Origin of the sequence: Labrenzia sp. C1B70, assembly GCF_000475395.1 — a bacterium.
In the GTDB taxonomy this organism is placed as follows: Bacteria; Pseudomonadota; Alphaproteobacteria; order Rhizobiales; family Stappiaceae; genus Roseibium; species Roseibium algicola.
Genome location: NZ_AXCE01000062.1, coordinates 102646 through 119500 on the forward strand (window position 1 = coordinate 102646; position 16855 = coordinate 119500).

Genomic DNA, 16855 nt, shown 5'->3' on the forward strand with positions numbered 1-16855 from the left:
AAGTCCGCCTTCCATGCTCTCAATAGAAAAGCGCCGCAAAATGCGGCGCCCGTCTTTTTTGTCGATATGGCCTCAGGAGGCCGGGCCGTCATCAAAGCCGACTTCGTCGATCAACTCGCTGGCGGTCTTGCGGTTCTTGGCAATGTCGGCGAGTGACAGGGTGTCTTTCTTGAACTCGCCCCAGCTTGCAACGCGCTCGGAAACCGCGACGCCCGGCTTGACCGGATATTCATGGTTGGTTTCGGCGTAGATCTGCTGCGCTTCATCGGAGGACAGGAACTCGATCAGCTTGACCGCATTGTCCTGGTTCGGTGCGTTCTTCGTCAGGATGACGCCGGCAACATTCACGTGGCTGCCACGGTCGTCGGTGTTCGGAAACAGGATGCGGACGCTGTCGGCCCAGGTCTGCTGTTCCGGTTCCTTCTCGTTGGTCTGCATCAGGCCCATGTAATAGGTGTTGCCGAGTGCGATGTCGCATTCGCCGGCGAAGATGGCCTTGACCTGGGCGCGGTCGTTGCCGGCAGGCTTGCGGGCAAGGTTGTCGCGAACGCCTTCAAGCCACTTTTCGGTTTCTTCCGCACCATGATGGGCGACCATCGAGGCGACCAGTCCGACGGTGTACACATGCTGACCGGAGCGGGTGCAAAGGCGGCCCTTCCACTTCGGATCGGCAAGTTCTTCATAGGTGATGCTGTCCTGGTCAACGCGTTCCTTGGAAGCGTAGATCACGCGGGCACGGTTGGTCAGGCCAATCCAGTGGCCTTCCGGATCGCGGAATTCTGCCGGTACGTTTGCATTGACGATTTCAGAAACAACCGGCTGTGAAATGCCGAGCTGCTTGGCACCGTCCAGGCGCCCGATGTCGACGGTCAAGAGAACGTCGGCCGGAGAGTTGGCGCCTTCTGCCGCAATACGCTCGCCCAGGCCTTCAGCCGCAAAGACCACGTTGGTCTTGATGCCGGTTTCCTTGGTGAATGCGTCGAGCAGTGGCTCGATGAGATAAGGCTGACGATAGGAGTAGATGTTCACTTCCCCGTCGGCAAATGCGGGTACAGCGGTAAGGGTTGCCGAAGACAGCAGGGCAGCGCCTGCCAGGATGCGGAAAGTGGAATTCATGTAACTCTCCCGTTGATATGGTTCTTGTTGCTCGGACGCGGGGTCCGAAGCTTGCCGGGAATATGTCGTTAGCAGGGCTTCAAGTCAATAAATCTAGCAAAATCAATACTTTAGAATGATTCAAAACTAACTGGAGGATTGCATTCCACTATTTTGCCGAAAACCGGTGAGAATACAGGAGTTTAAGACTCGACTTTAGGTCTGATGGTCATTGAAGCTCGCTTTGAAAGACTGATCACGAACGCGTTACCGACTGGCGTGAAAAACTGTCACACCCAGGCAAGCGCCTGCCGCAGGAAGGCTGTGCCATTGCCTGGCTGCCAGACGCCGTGCGCCATGATCACCCTTTCCGGTGACCAGGCAAGGATCCTGTCCCGGCAGGTTCGGGCCTTTCGGCGGTCGAAAAAGCTCAGCCGCCATTCCAGGGGCGCATAGCCCTTGCCTTCGACAATACCCCATAGACCGGCAATCCAGCGCTGCCAGGGTTTCCAGTGCCGGTGCAAAAAACCTTGCGAGAAATGCTCGCTGAGATCTGCCAGGATGACGGTTGCCGAGGGCCGGTGCAGAAACACCAACTCGTCCATCACCGGAGAACCGGAAAAGCGCACCATGTCGATGACGCCTTCGAATGCATCTGGCACCGCCTCGTCCAGCGCCGGTTCGAAGGCGAGGTCCGTACGCTTGGCAATGGTGCTCTGAGGTCCCCAGAGCCTGGCCTCCGGCCACGCCGCCTTCCAGTCCTGCAGAAAGAGATGGTGGATCTTGTTGGGACTGACGAGATGTGTCGGGGTTCCCAGGGCATCGATCTGCTGCCGGACCGCCGGCGTCAAGGCGATGGGTGACCAGACCCACAGCTTGCCGGACGGCAGGCGAATGATCACGCATCGGGTCGGGTAACAAAATCCGTAGAAGGAGACAGTGTCCCCTTCAAGGATCCAGATATTGCTGTCGACTTCAACCAAGGCGCTCTCCTGTCCGGAGCCCGGCATTACTCCGAAAGCACCCGCTGTGTCGGGAAGATGATTTCCACCAGGGTGCCCTGATCCGGCGTGGAATCGATATGGAAGCTGGCCCGGTTGGCTTCCACCAGTGCCTTGGTCAGCGGCAGGCCAAGCCCGGTTCCACCGCCGCGGCTGGAGGTATGCAGCTGCCGGAACGGTTCAAGCGCCGCTGCCAGCTGCTTGGCTGTCATGCCGGTGCCGGTATCGCGAACCCGCAGCGCGACTTCGCCGTTGCTTTCCAGTGCGGTCGACAGGATCACCTGCCCACCGGACTTGTTGTATTTGATCGCGTTGGACAGAAGGTTCAGCACGATCTGGCGCAGAGACCGCGGGTCAGCCACGACATCGGGCACGGATTCCGGCAGGCTGGCACGGATGATGACACGCTCCCGGTTGGCCTGCGGCTGCATCAGGGCAACGCATTCGTTGATGACGTCGTTGGTCGAGACGGCGGAGAACTTCAGATCCAGCTTGCCCGCCTCGATCTTGGACAGGTCCAGGAGATCGTTGATCAGGCTCATGATGTGCGAGCCGGATGTGCGGATATCCTTGAGATAGTCCTTGTAGCGGTCATTGCCGATCGGGCCGAAGCGCTCTTCCATCATGACTTCCGAAAAGCCGATGATCGCGTTCAGCGGGGTGCGGATTTCGTGACTGATCTTCGCCAGGAAATCGGACTTCTGAGAGCTGGCGTTTTCAGCCTGGCGCTTGGCCTGGGTCAGCTCTTCTTCTGCCGTCTTCCATTGGGTGATGTCGCGCAGCACCGCACAGTATTTGGCGTCGTCCTTGTTGCCGCTGATCCGGCCGATGGTCATGAACAGCGGGATGAGCCCGCCGGTCGGAACCTTGCCAAGCACTTCGCGGCCATCGTTCAGGATCGAGGCAACGCCGTTGCGGGACAATCCGTCCAGATAGTCGGCCGCCGCCCGGTGGCTTTCGGGTGCCAGGAAATCCGTGAAGGGCGCTCCGATCATGTCGGACCGGTTGGCGCTGAAAAGCGCCTCCGCGGAGCCGTTCACTTTCAGGATCGTGCCGTTCTGATCAAGCACGAGAACGCCGTCGGTCGCCGTTTCCAGAATGGTGTCCATCTCGGCGATCTGGTTTCGCGCGCTATCAAGTTCCGAGCGGACTTCCGCGAAGAAGTTCGGCGAAGACGGAGCAGCGGTTGCAGGTGCCGGCTTGGCCTTGCGTTCGGTGATGGAAATCATCAGACCGCGCGTGCCGTTCCACGGAACGGAATGCATATGAGCGTCGACGTTGAGGACACCGCCATCCGACAGGCGCATCTTCATGGTCTCGTCGACTTCACCATCCATGCCTTCGGCGTCCGGCAGCTCTTCCGCATCGTCGATGAAAAGTGCTTCCAACCCGCCGGCCTCGGAGAGCGCGGTGATCGACTTGTAGCCAAGCATGCTCAGCAGCGCCTTGTTGGCGTAGAGAACTTCCCGGTCATGGGCAATGGCGATGCCGATGGGCAGGCGGTCCAGGAGGCTCGGGTCGATAGGGCCGGCTTCCGGAACTTCGGGCGGCAGCTCTTCGACCGGTTCCACCGGATCGGGCGCATCGAAATCTTCAAGGTCGCCCTCCAGCCGTGCTCCAAGGGCTTCGGCGATCTTGCGGAAGGCCTGACGTTCGGGCCGGGAAAGACCGGAGGTATCCACCGGAACAACGCGCGGTTTCACCGTTGCGAGCGGGATGACCTGGCCTGTCGGTTTCGGTTCGGCCGGCTCATCGGCGTCGGCGGTTTCGGCAGCCTTGTCCTCGCTCTCGAAGGCAGCGGTTTCTTCGAAGAACTCGCGCTCTTCAGCCGCATCGTCCGTTTCCAATGACGCAGCCACGGCTTCGATCTCGCGGTCTTCCTCCTCAACAAGATCGAAATGGGTGTCTTCAAAGGCAGGCTCGGGCTCGAACAGATCTTCGTCGCCAGCCGAAGCCTCATCGGTTCCCGTTTGCTGGTCCTCGTCACTTTCGGCAGTTGCGACGGCTATGGACGACATGTCGTCGTCTTCCGGGGCCGTGGGGTCTTCTTCTTCCTCAAAGAGGTCGCGAGACTTCTTTTCCGCCTCTTTGTAAGCCTTGGCGAGCGACTTGACCGCGCTTTCGATTTCAGCCGGTTTCAGCGCCGCTGGCCCGGAGATACCGGTTGGTTCGGCACTCGCTGGAGTGGGCACTGCAACGGCTGTGGTGGTGTCCCCTGTCTCTTCACCGGTCAGCTCGTCGCTCGCAGCATCGGTTTCGCTGTCGGCGTCCGCTTCGTTTTCTTCTGCCAGCTCAGTGTCGTCATCATCGATGGCGGTGTCTTCGCTTCCTGTGTCGCTGACCTCGTCTTCAGGGTCTTCGTCATCAGCTACTGCATCGGCGTCATCGACGACTGTTTCCGGCGCATCGTCCGTTTCGTCGGTTGCAGTTCCGGTGTCCTCAGTGCTTGCGCCGTCTTCAGGAGCGGTTTCATCGCTGCCGGAGACGGGCTGGTCTTCGCCAGTCTCCGGAACGTCGCTTTCCTCGGGAAGAGCTTCGTCTTCCGGTGCATCTTGCAGACCGGATTCCAGGGCCTTGAACTTGCTGTCGAGAGCTGCGCCGGGCAGATCGTCGAAATCCTTGTCGGCATCCGGGGCAACGTCCTCTGGAGACGTGTCTGCTTCAAGGTGTCGGGTATCCGCCTTGGCGGGCGCGTCTGCCTTTGCCGGCGGGTCTGCCGGGCGCTGCGGGGCCTTGCCGGTGAACTTTGCCAGGGAACCGACGAGAGCAGCCGCACTTGCGCCAAGAAAGGTCTTGCCCGCGAAAGAATCCGGTTTTGCCGGCTTCAATTCCGCAAGCTTGGCTGCTGCCTCCGCGGTCGCCTGCTGCTCTGCTGCGTCTGGTGAACCAGCTTCATCGGTACCAGCCTCACCAGTCGATGTATCTGTCGTTTCATCACCTGTTTCAGAGCTGACGTTTTCATGTCCGTTGTCATCGCCCGCGGTGGCAATGTCACCTTCCACCTCTGGCGTCACGGGCACATCGGCAGCTTCGGCACCGGGCGCGTCTTCCTGCAGCGTTTCTGCGGCGTGGCTGGCTTCATCTTCCGCAAGTGTGTCGCGTCCGGTTTCGTCCCTGTCAGTGTCAATGTCAGTGTCGGATGCCCCGACAACGGCCAGCGTCGGGCCGGAGGGCTGGCTGCCATGCTCCGGCACGGCATCCGCGGTCCGGCAAACTCCAAAGCCGCGATAGCCTTCGAATTTCCGGTTCCGGTCGAAGGCGGGCAGGGCGGCCATGTCGACAGGTACGCGCAAGTCCGCACCGGAGACCGGCCAGTCGATTGTCTTTCCGCTCCAGGTATCGCGTCGGTCGAGTGCCCGCGCAATATGGCCACGGGGATCGAGATCGAAAGCGTCGGACACTTCCTTCCAGGTCAGACCGATAATGTCGGTTGAGGAAGGGCCAAGAACTTCGGCAAACTCGTCGGACAGAAAGGTGAAGCGCTGGTCGATGTCCATCTTCCAGGCAAAGCGCACAGGTCTGCGCCGTGGCTGAAAGACAAAGCCGTCCCCACCTTCCGTTGCAGCGTCATCAGAGGTGTCTTCGGCCACGACTTTGGCGGTCGTCTCCTCAAGGACACTTTCCTCGAGGTCGAGTTCTTCGAGGCCGTCGTCCTCTTCAGCATCGGCCGAGACGACTTCTGCCGTCTCGTCGTCGTCGTCTTCAATCTCTTCCAGGTCGGACAACGCGGCGTCAAGGTCCGCCTCTCCGGCATCCATCGGGGAGATGTCGTCTGAGGTGACAACACCAGCGGCAATGGATTGCTCACTGGCAGCCAGGTCGTCGAGGTCTTCCTCAACAGGTTCTTCAACGGGTGGGGCAGGGGCGGCCTGCGTTGCGGCCATATTGTCAGCGGTTTCAAACTCGTCTTCGTCGGCCCGTACCCAACCGGCGTCGTCCTCACCGGTCTGGGAAACTGTTTCCTCGTCCGCGGACGAAGTGTCAGCGGCAACTGCAGCTCCGGCGGCAACGCCTGCGGCCAACAGCCCGGCTTCAATTGCGGAGGCGTCCGCTTCTTGCGCGCTTTCAGAGCTGTCTTCCCCGGCTTCTGTGCCGGGATCCGCCAGAGGCAGGTTTTCCAGGACCACCAGCTTCTGGCGGTCCGTCACCTTCAGAACAACGCCCTCATGAAAGTCACCATCGAGTTCCAGAGGACCGAAAAGCGCCGTCTGTCCGTCCGGCAGGTCAAGGTCTTCCGGTGTTCCTTTCAGTTCGCCAAAGCAGCCTTCCACCGAACCGGCATCCGTTACGAACACGGTGGCATCATCGGCACGCAACATCTGTGCAAAAGCCGGCACCGGGTCTTTCGTCATGGACAGACCCTTGTCACCGCACACAATCAGGGCAGCGGCTTCACCGTTTTCCAGCTCGATACGCATGCACTGACAGGTCAGCAGCATGACCCTGAGACCCCGGTAAAACCGCAGCCGGTCGATGCTGAACTTGTCTGTAGGGCCGGATTCGGCAATGCGGGCGATATGCGGACGGGCGGGTGAGCGCTCGAGCGACGTCAGGTTAGCCAGGTCGGCTACGGACTGTGCGGAGAAAAAGGAAGCACCGGCAGCATTCGCCCATAGAATACGCGCCCCATCGGCCGACCAGAGCCAGGCTGCCCTTTTGTCGGCGACAAGCTGAACCAGATCATCCATGGCAGTCAGTTCCAGGAATGATAGGGTTTGTTCGTCCATGGCTCTGCTCCAAACTGGTCTGCAACACCGGTTGACGGGTGCGTGGCGGCCGGATTTGCCCAAAGTGGTAAACACTCCGTTAATACAAGCAATCTCCAACACAGTCCACGTAAAGCAAGGTTGCTAAAGGGGTTACATGAAGGCGTGGTTAATCCGACCGGACAAGTTTGCCGGAATGCCATCGTCGTGTTACGAATTTTTGGCATGGAAGGATTTCAGGATACCCGCCTGACATCTTTCGTCGACCTGAGGAGCGCCGACATGAGCACAGACAAGACCGGTTTTGAAATTCCCGACCAGATGCGCGATTTCGCGGAAAAGAGCGTCGACCAGGCCCGCAAGGCCTTTGACGACTTCATGGGCGCGACCCACAAGGCTGTCAGCAATGCGGAAGACAGCGCAAATGCGGTTCAGGCCGGTGCTGCGGATGTGAACAAGAAGGCGTTGAACTATGCCGAAGAGCATGTCGATGCGGCTTTCAAGTTTGCGCAGGAACTGGTCAAGGCGCAAAATGTCGAGGACATGATGAAGCTGCAGCAGGACTATCTGCGCCGGCAGATGGAGTCCCTCGGCGAACAGGCGCGCGAGTTTTCCAACTCGGCGACGAAGGCCGTTCAGGACGCGGCCAAGGCCACCCAGAAAAAATAATCCGGCCGGCATTTTTCCTTGCGCAGGGCACCAGAGCCCCGCGCAAGGTGTCACAAGTGTTTCATTGAATATTTCCTGCTTTGGTTGTAATGTTTTTCCGGTCCTGATTGCCTGTTTTCGTCTTCCCTTGTCCAGCCAATGGCTTACCGACAAAGGGCTGCAGTCCGCTCCGCTTTTTGCAGAACGGAACCGACGAAACACCAGAAATCCCCGACGGTAAGTTTGTTGTGCAGTGCAAAAAAATGTTGCAATGCAGCACGGCATGCACTATGTAGTGTTTGCGGATGACGACAGGGTCCGCCGGCACACGTATCGGCGGAATGAACTTGCACCAATGATCGCATCCGGACTCAAGGAGATGAGATCATGACTGACACCACAACCACTGCTCCGGCAAAGCCGGCGCCGAAAGCTCGCACCACCAAAGCCAAAACCGCTGCTGCTGGTGTAGCTTTCCCTGACTTCGAGGCTTTTGCTATGCCCAAAATGGAAGTTCCGGCCATGTTCCGTGAAGCAACCGAAAAAGGCATCGAGAACGCTCGCGAAGCCTATGCAAAAGTGAAAAACGCTGCTGAAGACGCAACCGACCTGATGGAAGACACTTTCGAGACTTCCCGCCAGGGCGTTGTCGAATTCAACCACAAGGCCGTTGATGCTGCCAAAGCCAACGCCGACGCAACTTTCACTTTCGTGAAGGACATCATGTCTGCGAAGAGCCTGGCTGAAGCTATCGAGCTGCAGTCCACGTTTGCTCGCCAGCAGTTTGACGCTCTGAGCGCCCAGTCCAAGGAAATGCACGAACTGGCTACCAAGCTCGGTACCGACGTTTCCGCACCGGTCAAGGAAGCGTTCGAGAAGTCCTTCAAGGACATCAAGGTCAACTAATCCGGCATCCTGCCGTCCGCAGTCACCTGATTGCGGTTCGGCAGGGCCATGCCGATGACATCGGCAAACGGTTGTTATGCCCGGGGCAACGCTCCGGGCATTTGCTTTTCAACAGCTCGAAAATTTCCGCAAATTCCCGCTTGCGGGTTGGAAAAAACGAGTTTAGAAGACGCCCTTGCAAATGGCGGCACGGGTCAGTATGGTCCGCGTCACCTCACGCCTTTAAGCAGACGTAGCTCAGTTGGTTAGAGCGTCGGATTGTGGCTCCGAAGGTCGGTGGTTCGAATCCACTCGTCTGTACCATTTCCCTCTTCATTCGTGTTGAAACAGAATTTGGTCCGACGCAGGGCTCCCTTGCGGCCGGCGACATGATTTTCTGTATTGGGTATGTCGCAGCCGGATTGTCCGAAGCTGTTGAGACCTAACCCTTCACCATCAAATTCAGAACCGCCGGCAGGTAGACTGTAACCGGGCAGCAATCTCTGTTGTCTGCAAGCCGATCTCCAATGGAGCACACAGGCTGTCCTTGACCTACAGGGACGGGTTCTCGGATTTGACAACAAGAAACGGATAGTTCGGCTCGGCCCGATCATGACACCTGTCGCTCGGACCCTGGCTTATGCCGGGTTCAATGACAGACAGGAGAAAACGTCATGGAACTCGAAAACAAATCGATCATCATCACCGGGGCAAGCAGCGGGATCGGGGCTGCTGCAGCGACCCTTTTTGCGGCCGAAGGAGCGAATGTCATCCTCGGTGCCAGGCGTTCCGTGGAACTTGAGGCTGTGGCGTCCAAAATCCGTGAAGCCGGCGGCACGGCCGTTTTCCTGGAGGGCGATGTCAAGGACGCAGGATATGCCGCGGCACTGGTCAACCTCGCCCTGAAGGAGTTCGGGCAACTGGACGGTGCCTTCAACAATGCAGGCATTGTCGGGGCCATGGAGCCGGTCCCGGACATGGGTATCGGCAACTGGAACGAGGTCCTGACTGTCAATTTGACAGCGGCGTTTCTGGCAGCAAAAGCGCAGATACCGGTCATGAAGGAAACCGGCGGTGGCTCGATCGTCTTCACATCGTCATTTGTTGGTTTCAGCAACGCGGGCATGCCTGGCATGGGCGCTTACGCGGCTTCCAAGGCCGGTCTCAACGGCTTGGTGCAATCACTTGCCTCCGACCACGCCGCGGAGGGTATTCGGGCTCATGCCTTGATGCCGGGTGGCACAATTACACCGGCCAGTGGCGAAGGAAATCCGGACGTCTTGGCTTTCATTGCAGGTTTGCACCCCATGAAACGCATGGCCGACGCAAGGGAGATCGCACAGGCAGCGCTTTTCCTGCTGTCCGACCGCGCAAGTTTCATGACGGGCAGCCCGACGATTGTCGATGGCGGCATGTCCATTCGGCTGACCTGACCGGACGATTTGCCATAAGGCGGAGCGCCGCCTTGTGGCAAATCCCGGACCGCCTGTTTCAGGCAATAGCGCCTTTTCAACAGACTTGAACGGAGCCTCCGCTCCGTCCCTTGCCTTGAAATTCAATTATGCCAGCAGCTCGGAAAACGGGTCGCTGAAGGTCCCGATTTGAAGGTAAGGACCGGAGTGCACGGTCGAGAAACCGGTGACAGGATTGGCGAAGTTGACGACAACAATTTCGGGAAGACGCACCAATGGAAGCCTTGAACGACAATCAGACCAAGCTGCCCCTGGCAGAGGACCCTCGATGGGCGCGCATAGCAGCCCGTGACAAGACCGCAGACGGCCAGTTCTGGTATTCGGTGTCGACGACCGGTGTCTATTGTCGCCCGTCGTGCCCTTCGCGCCTGGCCAATCCGAAAAACGTACAGCTTCACACCACGCTCGAAAGTGCCCGGGCGACCGGTTTCAGGGCGTGCAAGCGCTGCAAGCCGGAAGGCTTGCCTGCCGGTGCCGAGAATGCAGCAATTGTCGCAAAGGCCTGCCGCATCATTGAAGGCAGCGAAGAAGAGCCGTCACTGGATGATCTTGCTCGCTCTGTCGGTCGTAGCCCCAGCTACTTTCACCGGGTGTTCAAGGCGGCGACCGGGCTTACGCCAAAAGACTATGCGTCAGCGCATCGGGCCAACAAGGTCCGTGATGGACTTGGTTCCGGCATAACGGTGACCGAGGCAATCTATGACGCAGGCTTCAATTCCAGCGGACGGTTCTATGAAAAATCCACCGGGATGCTGGGTATGACACCCACGCAATATCGTGCCGGCGGAGCCGACGAGGAGATCAGGTTCGCGGTTGGCCAGACGACGCTTGGTGCCATTCTAGTCGCGTCCAGCAAGAAAGGCGTTGTGTCGATTCTTCTCGGAAGTGACCCAGGGGATTTGGTCCGGGATCTGCAGGACCGGTTTCCCAAGGCAACACTGCTCGGGGCGGATCGCGACTATGAAGGTCTGGTGGCCCGGGTGGTGGGCTTCGTCGAATGTCCAAAGATCGGTCTGGACCTGCCTTTGGATGTCCGCGGAACCGTCTTTCAACAACGGGTATGGCAAGCTCTTCAGGAAATCCCTGCCGGAGAAACGGTCTCCTATGCCGAGATTGCCCGGCGTATCAAGGCACCCAAGGCATCACGGGCTGTTGCCCGGGCTTGTGCTGCCAACAAGCTCGCAGTGGCAATCCCCTGCCACCGCGTGGTTCGAACCAGCGGTGCACTTTCCGGCTACGCATGGGGTGTGGAGCGCAAGCGCGATCTCATCGAGAGGGAGAAACGGGCATGAGAAAGATTACCGCCAACGAGGATCGTCCGGATGCCTTGGCGACCTCTTTAGAGGCTCGGGTTGCCGGTTATGATTGGGCTGCTATCCACCAAGAGCTGAACGGTTTCGGCTGTGCCACGCTGCTTCAGCTCTTGTCGCCCGGGGAATGTCGTGCCCTTTCGTCGCTTTATGCCGAGGAAGAGCATTTCCGAAGCCATGTCGTCATGGCGCGGCACGGCTTCGGCAAGGGGGAATACCGCTATTTCAAATATCCGCTGCCGGATATTCTGGCTGGATTGCGGACCGCCCTTTATCCCCGCTTCGCCGGTCTTGCCAACACGTGGAACGAGGCCATGGGCTTCGATCAACGATTTCCGGTCACCCATGACGCGTATCTGGAGCAATGCCACAAGGCGGGCCAGGTCCGGCCGACCCCTCTGCTGCTGCAGTATGGCACCGGCGACTTCAACTGCCTTCACCAGGATCTTTACGGCGATCTGGTGTTTCCGATTCAGGTCGCGATTCTGCTATCGGAACCGGGCAAGGATTTCTCGGGTGGCGAGTTCTGCATGACCGAACAACGCCCGCGCATGCAGAGCCGCGTTGAGGTTGTCAGCCTGCGCCAGGGGGATGCCGTGGCCTTTGCCGTTCACAACCGGCCTGTCCAGGGAACGAGAGGTAATTACCGCGTGAACCTGCGCCACGGCGTGAGCCGCGTGCGCTCCGGCACGAGACACACCGCAGGGATCATCTTTCACGACGCGAAATAGACACCTGCTCCGTGCTTGGCGAGCCGTCTTGAAGTTTGATGGTACCTCGCAGCAGGTTGATAGCTGCCGAAGTGCGATCATGTCTTCCTGAAAGACTTGATGAGCAGGACAATGGCGCTGCAGCCGAGAAGGACGCCGGCGATGAAACACATCAATGGAGCCAGCAGGCCAAAGTCCGCCTTGAGTGCCTCGTAGTTCTGGTTGCCGTACTTGAAGAGGGCGGACGTCATCCAGAGGAACAATATTGCTGTGATCAGGCGGCCGTAGTTCATCCGTGTCCTATCGGTGTTTTGAATGGGAACGGAGTAACCCTTTTTCCGTTAAAGGTAAGTGTCGTTTCCCGGATAAAGTGTAGGCTGGGCTACAGGCAGAAGATACCAGGGCGCTGATACGGTGAACGGATGGTCGGTTGGTTCTCCCAAGAAATCAGGTCTTTCTGACGGTTCACGGCCCGGGAGGCCGTTGTGTGTCATGCGGGACTCTGTCTGAATGAGAGCACCTGATCCTTAAGGAGCATGCAATGTCCTATCACGATGCCCCCGGCCTTGGCCGCCGTCTGGTCCGTTTGCCCGGTCAGCTGCTTCTGGCGCTCGTGAATGCGACGGCACTGCTCGTCATTGCAGCCTGCGTGCTGTCGCTCCTTGTGTTGAACAGGGTCGATACAGCGGGCGAACGTATCGCCGGCAATGTGACAGAAGCCGCGCTCGCCCGGTTGCAGGTCTCTCCGGGTGAATTCAAGGCCCGGATCGAAGCGCTTGACGGCAAGATCACCACGCTTGCTGCGCAACTCTCTGATCCCGACCTCAGGGATCATTGGGAAGTGGCGCAGCAACTGAAGGAACTCAATCGGAACCTTGCCGACATTAGGCTGGCGGCAGTTGGTTTGAGCGCAGCCGGTCCGGAAATCACCGACACCGCTTTCGAACAGGCCGGCGACATGCTGACCGGTGCGCTCTACACGTTGCGGGGGTGCGAGACGGCGCTAGAGGACAGCGAGCCTTCGAGCTGAGCATGTTTCTTTTCGCCTAGGCCTGAAACACATCCGCCCATTCAGGGTGCTTGCGCCGCTGCGCATTCACATAAGGACACAGCGGCACGATCTTCACCTGCTTGCGACGGGCGTCATCAACAAGCCTTTCCACCAGTGCCTTGCCAACCCCCATGCCACGCATGCTGTCCGGCACACCGGTGTGATCGGCAATGATCAGGTGTTCGTTGACAATGGAAAAGGTCAGTTCGGCTGGCTCGGTGATCCCGCCTACCTTCGCCACATAGCGGCCTTTGCTGCCATCCTGTTCCAGGGTGATGTCGGGGGAAGTTGTCTCTACCATTGTCGGTCTCCTGAAGTGGATGAAAGCAATTGCTTTGATCCTGTGTTCAATCTGGCTGTTCGTTTCCAGGGAAGTACATGGGATGGGGCGGAAACAATCCCGCCCCAATTCGGATCAGGCTGCCAGGTCGAACAGCAGGAATTCGGCATTCTCACTGGCTGTCAGCGAGATTGCGCCTGTCTGAAGCAGGCCGAGACCGTCGCCTGCGGAAAGCGGCTGGTCGTTGACGCTGATCTTGCCTTTCACCAGTTGCAGCCAGACCTTCCGGCCGGGACGGATGTCGAAGGCCAGGCTGCGATCCGCGGACAGAAGCGACGCGTAGAGATCGACATCCTGATGAATGGTAACGGATCCGTCCCGCCCGTCGCGCGATCCGATCAAGCGCAGCGCATCGCGGCGGCCGTCTTCCGGAAAGGCCTTCTGCTCGTAGCTTGGCGAGATTCCGTCAGCTTCCGGAACGATCCAGATCTGTAGGAAGTGGACCGGATCCGTGTCCGAGTGATTGTATTCGCTGTGACGGACACCGGTGCCGGCGCTCATGCGCTGCAGTTCTCCCGGCCGGATGACTGAGCCCGTACCGAGAGAATCCTTGTGTTCCAGACCACCGGAAACGACATAGGAGATGATCTCCATGTTCTGGTGCGGGTGGGTCGGGAAGCCGGCGCTGGGGGCAACACGGTCCTCGTTAATCACCCGCAGGGCACCGAAACCGATGTGGTTCGGGTCAAAATAGGACCCGAAGGAGAACGTGTGCTTGCTCTTCAACCAGCCGAAATCGGCATCGCCGCGAGCATCCGAAGGACGGAGTATCTGGTTCATGGTTCAATCCTTTCCCAATCTCTGGCACGGGAATGTCCGTGCGCTGTTGGACCTAAGATTGCCATTGGGGGATTGTTTTACAATTCTGCCAAATCTGGACAATTAGTCATCGATTTTTGAACAATTCCCTATTGAACAGCCTTGGGAGCTTCGGTCCGGGTCCGGTTTCGTTCCGCGATCTGTTTCGATACGCCGCCGTTCACTGTTGTGGGCTTTCCGGAAGGATCGAAAGCGGACTTGAATGTGAAGGCCGCGGGCGTGGAGCCCGCGTCGCCCAGGCGTTCGAAACGGTCGATCGCTTCCACCCAGTCCGGTTGGTGGCCTTCCGGCACCCACCACAGAGCATAGGCGGGGTAGGCGTGGTCTTCGCGCATGAAGTCCGGACCCTTTTTCAGGATCTCGGCGTGCGGCCCTCGGTAGACGGCGGCAAGCGCTGATTCCAGGTCTTGCCAAAGCGAGATGGTGGAGGGTGCCCAGCCGTCGCCATTGTCCTGCCAGTACCTGGGAAAAACCTGCTCGCCCCAGCTGTCCGGTCCCGGTTCGTCTTCATAGCCGGAGCGGGCGACGAAACCCTCGGCGCGTTCCATCGCAGCCCACACAAGCGGCTCGGCCTGGTGAAAGGGTTCCACAACCGGGTGGTCCGCCCGCGTACGGAATTGGCCGAAAGTATAGAGCGCAAGCCAGTGACCGTTCATGCTTCCTCCCCGCTGAATGACACCCGGCAGAGACTGGCTGCAATTCACCCGTGTCGCAAGTGGTTGCAAGCGTCGCAAAACAGATAGTCCACGCATGCGGCTGGAAAAATTCGCGCAGCTGGTCTAAGCGCTGGAAGAAGACTTTGGTGGCCGGCATGAGCCCGGCACCGGCAACGAGGATAATCGCGTGGAAGATCTCAGCCTTTTCTCCCTTGGCCTTCTGGCTGTTGCACTGCTGGCAACCGGGCTTGTGGCCGGGATCATTGCAGGCCTGCTCGGTGTCGGTGGCGGCATCGTCATCGTGCCGGTGCTCTATTACATGTTCACCGCCCTGAAGATCGACCCGTCGGTTCTCATGCATGTGGCCGTGGGAACGTCGCTCGCCACCATTCTGGCGACCGGCACGTCGTCGGCGCGCGCCCACTACAATCGTGGCAGCGTCGACATGGATCTCCTGAAACGCTGGTGGTGGGCGATCGCTCTTGGTGTCATCGCCGGGGGAACGCTCGCGGGGAACATTTCGGGTGGCGCACTGACGCTGGTCTTCGGGATTGTCGCTCTGGCCGTGTCGGCCAACATGATGTTCCGCAAGGATGGCTCCCATCTGGCCGACAAGCTTCCCGGGTCTCCGATCAAGGAAACACTGGGTTTCCTGATTGGCGGCATCTCGGTGATGATGGGCATTGGCGGTGGAACGCTCGGCGTTCCGACATTGACCCTTTTCAATTATCCGATCCGCAAGGCGGTTGGCACCGCGGCGGCCATCGGCCTCATCATTGCCGTTCCGGGCACCCTGCTGTCGATCTTCTTCGGCTGGGGCGAGGAGGGGCGCCCGCCGTTCTCGCTCGGGTATGTCAACCTGATCGGCTTCTTCCTGATCATTCCGGCCAGCACCCTTGCTGCACCCTGGGGCGCGAAGATCGCCCATGCCATCGATCCGTCGAAGCTGAAACTCGTGTTCGCGCTGTTCCTCGGTTTTACCGGCCTGCGCATGATCTACGGCGTCGTGTTCTGACCGGTGGCCTGGTCCCGGCTACAGGATCGCTGATGGGTAAATCAAAAGGTTTCATTGGTTCTGAGGCGATTTATCAGCAATACTGACCTTTCTTTGCGGGGGCTGCCCGCCGCCTGACACTCTTGGACAGACATGTTGAACAAAAATGTGACCCTCAGCCTGCAAGGCTGCGTGCGGGGCGCCACGATGTGCATTCCGGTTTCACCGGGCATCATCGCGCTTGGACTGGTCTTCGGAACGGTCGCCGCGCAAAAGGGGCTGACCTTCCTCGAAACGATCATGATCAACTCGCTGGTCTTCGCCGGCGCCAGCCAGTTTGTCGCGATGGAAGTCTACAGCGATCCGCTCAATTATGCTCTCGTCGTGGCGATGATCGGGGTTACCGCTGCCGTCAACATGCGCATGCTGCTGATCGGCGCGAGCCTGCGGCCCTGGCTTGGCCAGGTGCCGGCCTGGCAGACCTATCCTTCCCTGTTTCTGCTGACGGACCTCAACTGGTTGCTGGCCTTGTCGGAATACGACAAGGGCACGCGCGACTGGGGGATCTATCTCGGCAGCGGTCTTTTCACCTGGTCTGTCTGGTCGCTTTCCGTCGTTCCAGGCTATTTCGCAGGCAGTCTCGTGTCGGACCCGAAGGTCTATGGCCTCGATGTGGTTCTGCCGGCTTTCTTCGCTGCACTGCTCGTGCCGCTCTGGAAGGGCAAGCGCCAGACAGTCAGCTGGCTGTTCGCCGGCGGTATCGCCGCGCTGACCTGGTATCTGGTCGGTGGCTACTGGAGCATTTTCACCGGTGCCATCGCCGGAGCATTCGCGGGGGCCTATCTCGATGACTGAGGGAGCATTCACCGCCGACCCGATCTTTGTCCTGGCCGTGCTTGGCATGACGGCGGTCACCTATGCCCTGAGGGCGGGCGGATACTGGGTCATGGGCCGGCTGCCCATCACGCCGCGGGTGCGCCGGGGGCTGGAGGCCTTGCCGGGCGCGATCATTGTTTCCACCATCCTGCCTATCGTGTTGAAGGGCGGGCTGGCCGTGGCGCTGTGCCTTGTCGTTGCTGCAGCGGCGCAGGTGACCCTGCGCAAGGAATATGTCGCCGTCTTCTGTGCAGCCGGAGCCGCGGCAGCCCTCAGGGCTGCCGGACTGTAG

16 protein-coding genes and 1 tRNA gene are annotated in these 16855 nt (G+C 59.3%); 10 read left to right on the forward strand and 7 right to left on the reverse strand.

The window, feature by feature from the left end:
• Window positions 1-72: 72 nt before the first annotated feature.
• The 3 genes from Q666_RS61400 to Q666_RS61410 all read right to left on the reverse strand — a co-directional run bounded on the left by Q666_RS61400 (window position 73) and on the right by Q666_RS61410 (window position 6823).
• Complete coding sequence (locus Q666_RS61400) at window positions 73-1116, reverse strand: Fe(3+) ABC transporter substrate-binding protein (protein ID WP_023002175.1); 1044 nt, start codon at window positions 1114-1116, stop codon at window positions 73-75.
• 269 nt (window positions 1117-1385) lie between these two features.
• The gene (locus tag Q666_RS61405) at window positions 1386-2078 is read right to left on the reverse strand and encodes a DUF4336 domain-containing protein (protein ID WP_081713402.1); all 693 of its coding nucleotides are present in this window, start codon (window positions 2076-2078) and stop codon (window positions 1386-1388) included.
• 26 nt (window positions 2079-2104) lie between these two features.
• A complete protein-coding gene (locus Q666_RS61410; RefSeq protein ID WP_023002173.1) occupies window positions 2105-6823 on the reverse strand; it encodes an ATP-binding protein in 4719 nt (1572 codons plus the stop codon).
• Window positions 6824-7084: 261 nt separating this feature from the next.
• Here Q666_RS61410 and Q666_RS61415 point away from each other — a divergent pair, with 261 nt between their 5' ends.
• The 6 genes from Q666_RS61415 to Q666_RS61440 all read left to right on the forward strand — a co-directional run bounded on the left by Q666_RS61415 (window position 7085) and on the right by Q666_RS61440 (window position 11848).
• Window positions 7085-7471 carry a phasin gene (locus tag Q666_RS61415; protein WP_031269792.1) on the forward strand — a complete coding sequence of 129 codons (387 nt, stop codon included), beginning with the start codon at window positions 7085-7087 and terminating at the stop codon, window positions 7469-7471.
• Window positions 7472-7837: 366 nt separating this feature from the next.
• The gene (locus Q666_RS61420) at window positions 7838-8356 is read left to right on the forward strand and encodes a phasin (RefSeq protein ID WP_023002171.1); all 519 of its coding nucleotides are present in this window, start codon (window positions 7838-7840) and stop codon (window positions 8354-8356) included.
• 226 nt (window positions 8357-8582) lie between these two features.
• Window positions 8583-8659 (forward strand) — tRNA-His (locus tag Q666_RS61425).
• A gap of 350 nt (window positions 8660-9009) precedes the next feature.
• Window positions 9010-9768, forward strand: a complete 759-nt coding sequence (locus tag Q666_RS61430) for an SDR family oxidoreductase (protein WP_023002170.1) — start codon at window positions 9010-9012, stop codon at window positions 9766-9768.
• Between the two features lie 254 nt (window positions 9769-10022).
• Complete coding sequence (gene ada, locus Q666_RS61435; RefSeq protein WP_023002168.1) at window positions 10023-11099, forward strand: bifunctional DNA-binding transcriptional regulator/O6-methylguanine-DNA methyltransferase Ada; 1077 nt, start codon at window positions 10023-10025, stop codon at window positions 11097-11099.
• Entirely contained in the window at window positions 11096-11848 is a 753-nt protein-coding gene (locus Q666_RS61440) for a 2OG-Fe(II) oxygenase (RefSeq protein ID WP_023002167.1), read from the forward strand. Before ada ends, Q666_RS61440 begins: the two co-directional genes overlap by 4 nt.
• A 77-nt stretch (window positions 11849-11925) precedes the next feature.
• Here the strand turns inward: Q666_RS61440 and Q666_RS61445 are convergent, their stop codons facing one another.
• A complete protein-coding gene (locus Q666_RS61445) occupies window positions 11926-12120 on the reverse strand; it encodes a hypothetical protein (protein WP_023002166.1) in 195 nt (64 codons plus the stop codon).
• A gap of 248 nt (window positions 12121-12368) precedes the next feature.
• On the opposite strand from Q666_RS61445, the gene Q666_RS61450 reads away from it, so the two are divergent.
• Window positions 12369-12857, forward strand: a complete 489-nt coding sequence (locus tag Q666_RS61450) for a hypothetical protein (protein ID WP_023002165.1) — start codon at window positions 12369-12371, stop codon at window positions 12855-12857.
• A gap of 16 nt (window positions 12858-12873) precedes the next feature.
• Here Q666_RS61450 and Q666_RS61455 read toward each other — a convergent pair whose 3' ends face one another.
• The 3 genes from Q666_RS61455 to Q666_RS61465 form a co-directional block, all read right to left on the reverse strand.
• Window positions 12874-13179 (reverse strand): GNAT family N-acetyltransferase, encoded by a 306-nt coding sequence (locus Q666_RS61455; RefSeq protein ID WP_023002164.1) that lies wholly within the window; start codon window positions 13177-13179, stop codon window positions 12874-12876.
• A gap of 114 nt (window positions 13180-13293) precedes the next feature.
• Window positions 13294-13998: a pirin family protein gene (locus Q666_RS61460; protein ID WP_023002163.1), complete on the reverse strand. Its 705-nt coding sequence runs from the start codon at window positions 13996-13998 to the stop codon at window positions 13294-13296.
• A 128-nt stretch (window positions 13999-14126) separates the two neighbouring features.
• On the reverse strand, window positions 14127-14693 hold the full coding sequence (locus Q666_RS61465) for a DUF3291 domain-containing protein (RefSeq protein ID WP_023002162.1): 567 nt from the start codon (window positions 14691-14693) through the stop codon (window positions 14127-14129).
• Window positions 14694-14880: 187 nt separating this feature from the next.
• Between Q666_RS61465 and Q666_RS61470 the strand changes: the two genes are divergently transcribed.
• From Q666_RS61470 to Q666_RS61480, 3 genes are all read left to right on the forward strand, one after another.
• Window positions 14881-15708 carry a sulfite exporter TauE/SafE family protein gene (locus tag Q666_RS61470; RefSeq protein ID WP_023002161.1) on the forward strand — a complete coding sequence of 276 codons (828 nt, stop codon included), beginning with the start codon at window positions 14881-14883 and terminating at the stop codon, window positions 15706-15708.
• Between the two features lie 132 nt (window positions 15709-15840).
• A complete protein-coding gene (locus Q666_RS61475) occupies window positions 15841-16542 on the forward strand; it encodes an AzlC family ABC transporter permease (protein WP_023002160.1) in 702 nt (233 codons plus the stop codon).
• Window positions 16535-16855, forward strand: a complete 321-nt coding sequence (locus Q666_RS61480) for an AzlD domain-containing protein (protein WP_023002159.1) — start codon at window positions 16535-16537, stop codon at window positions 16853-16855. Before Q666_RS61475 ends, Q666_RS61480 begins: the two co-directional genes overlap by 8 nt.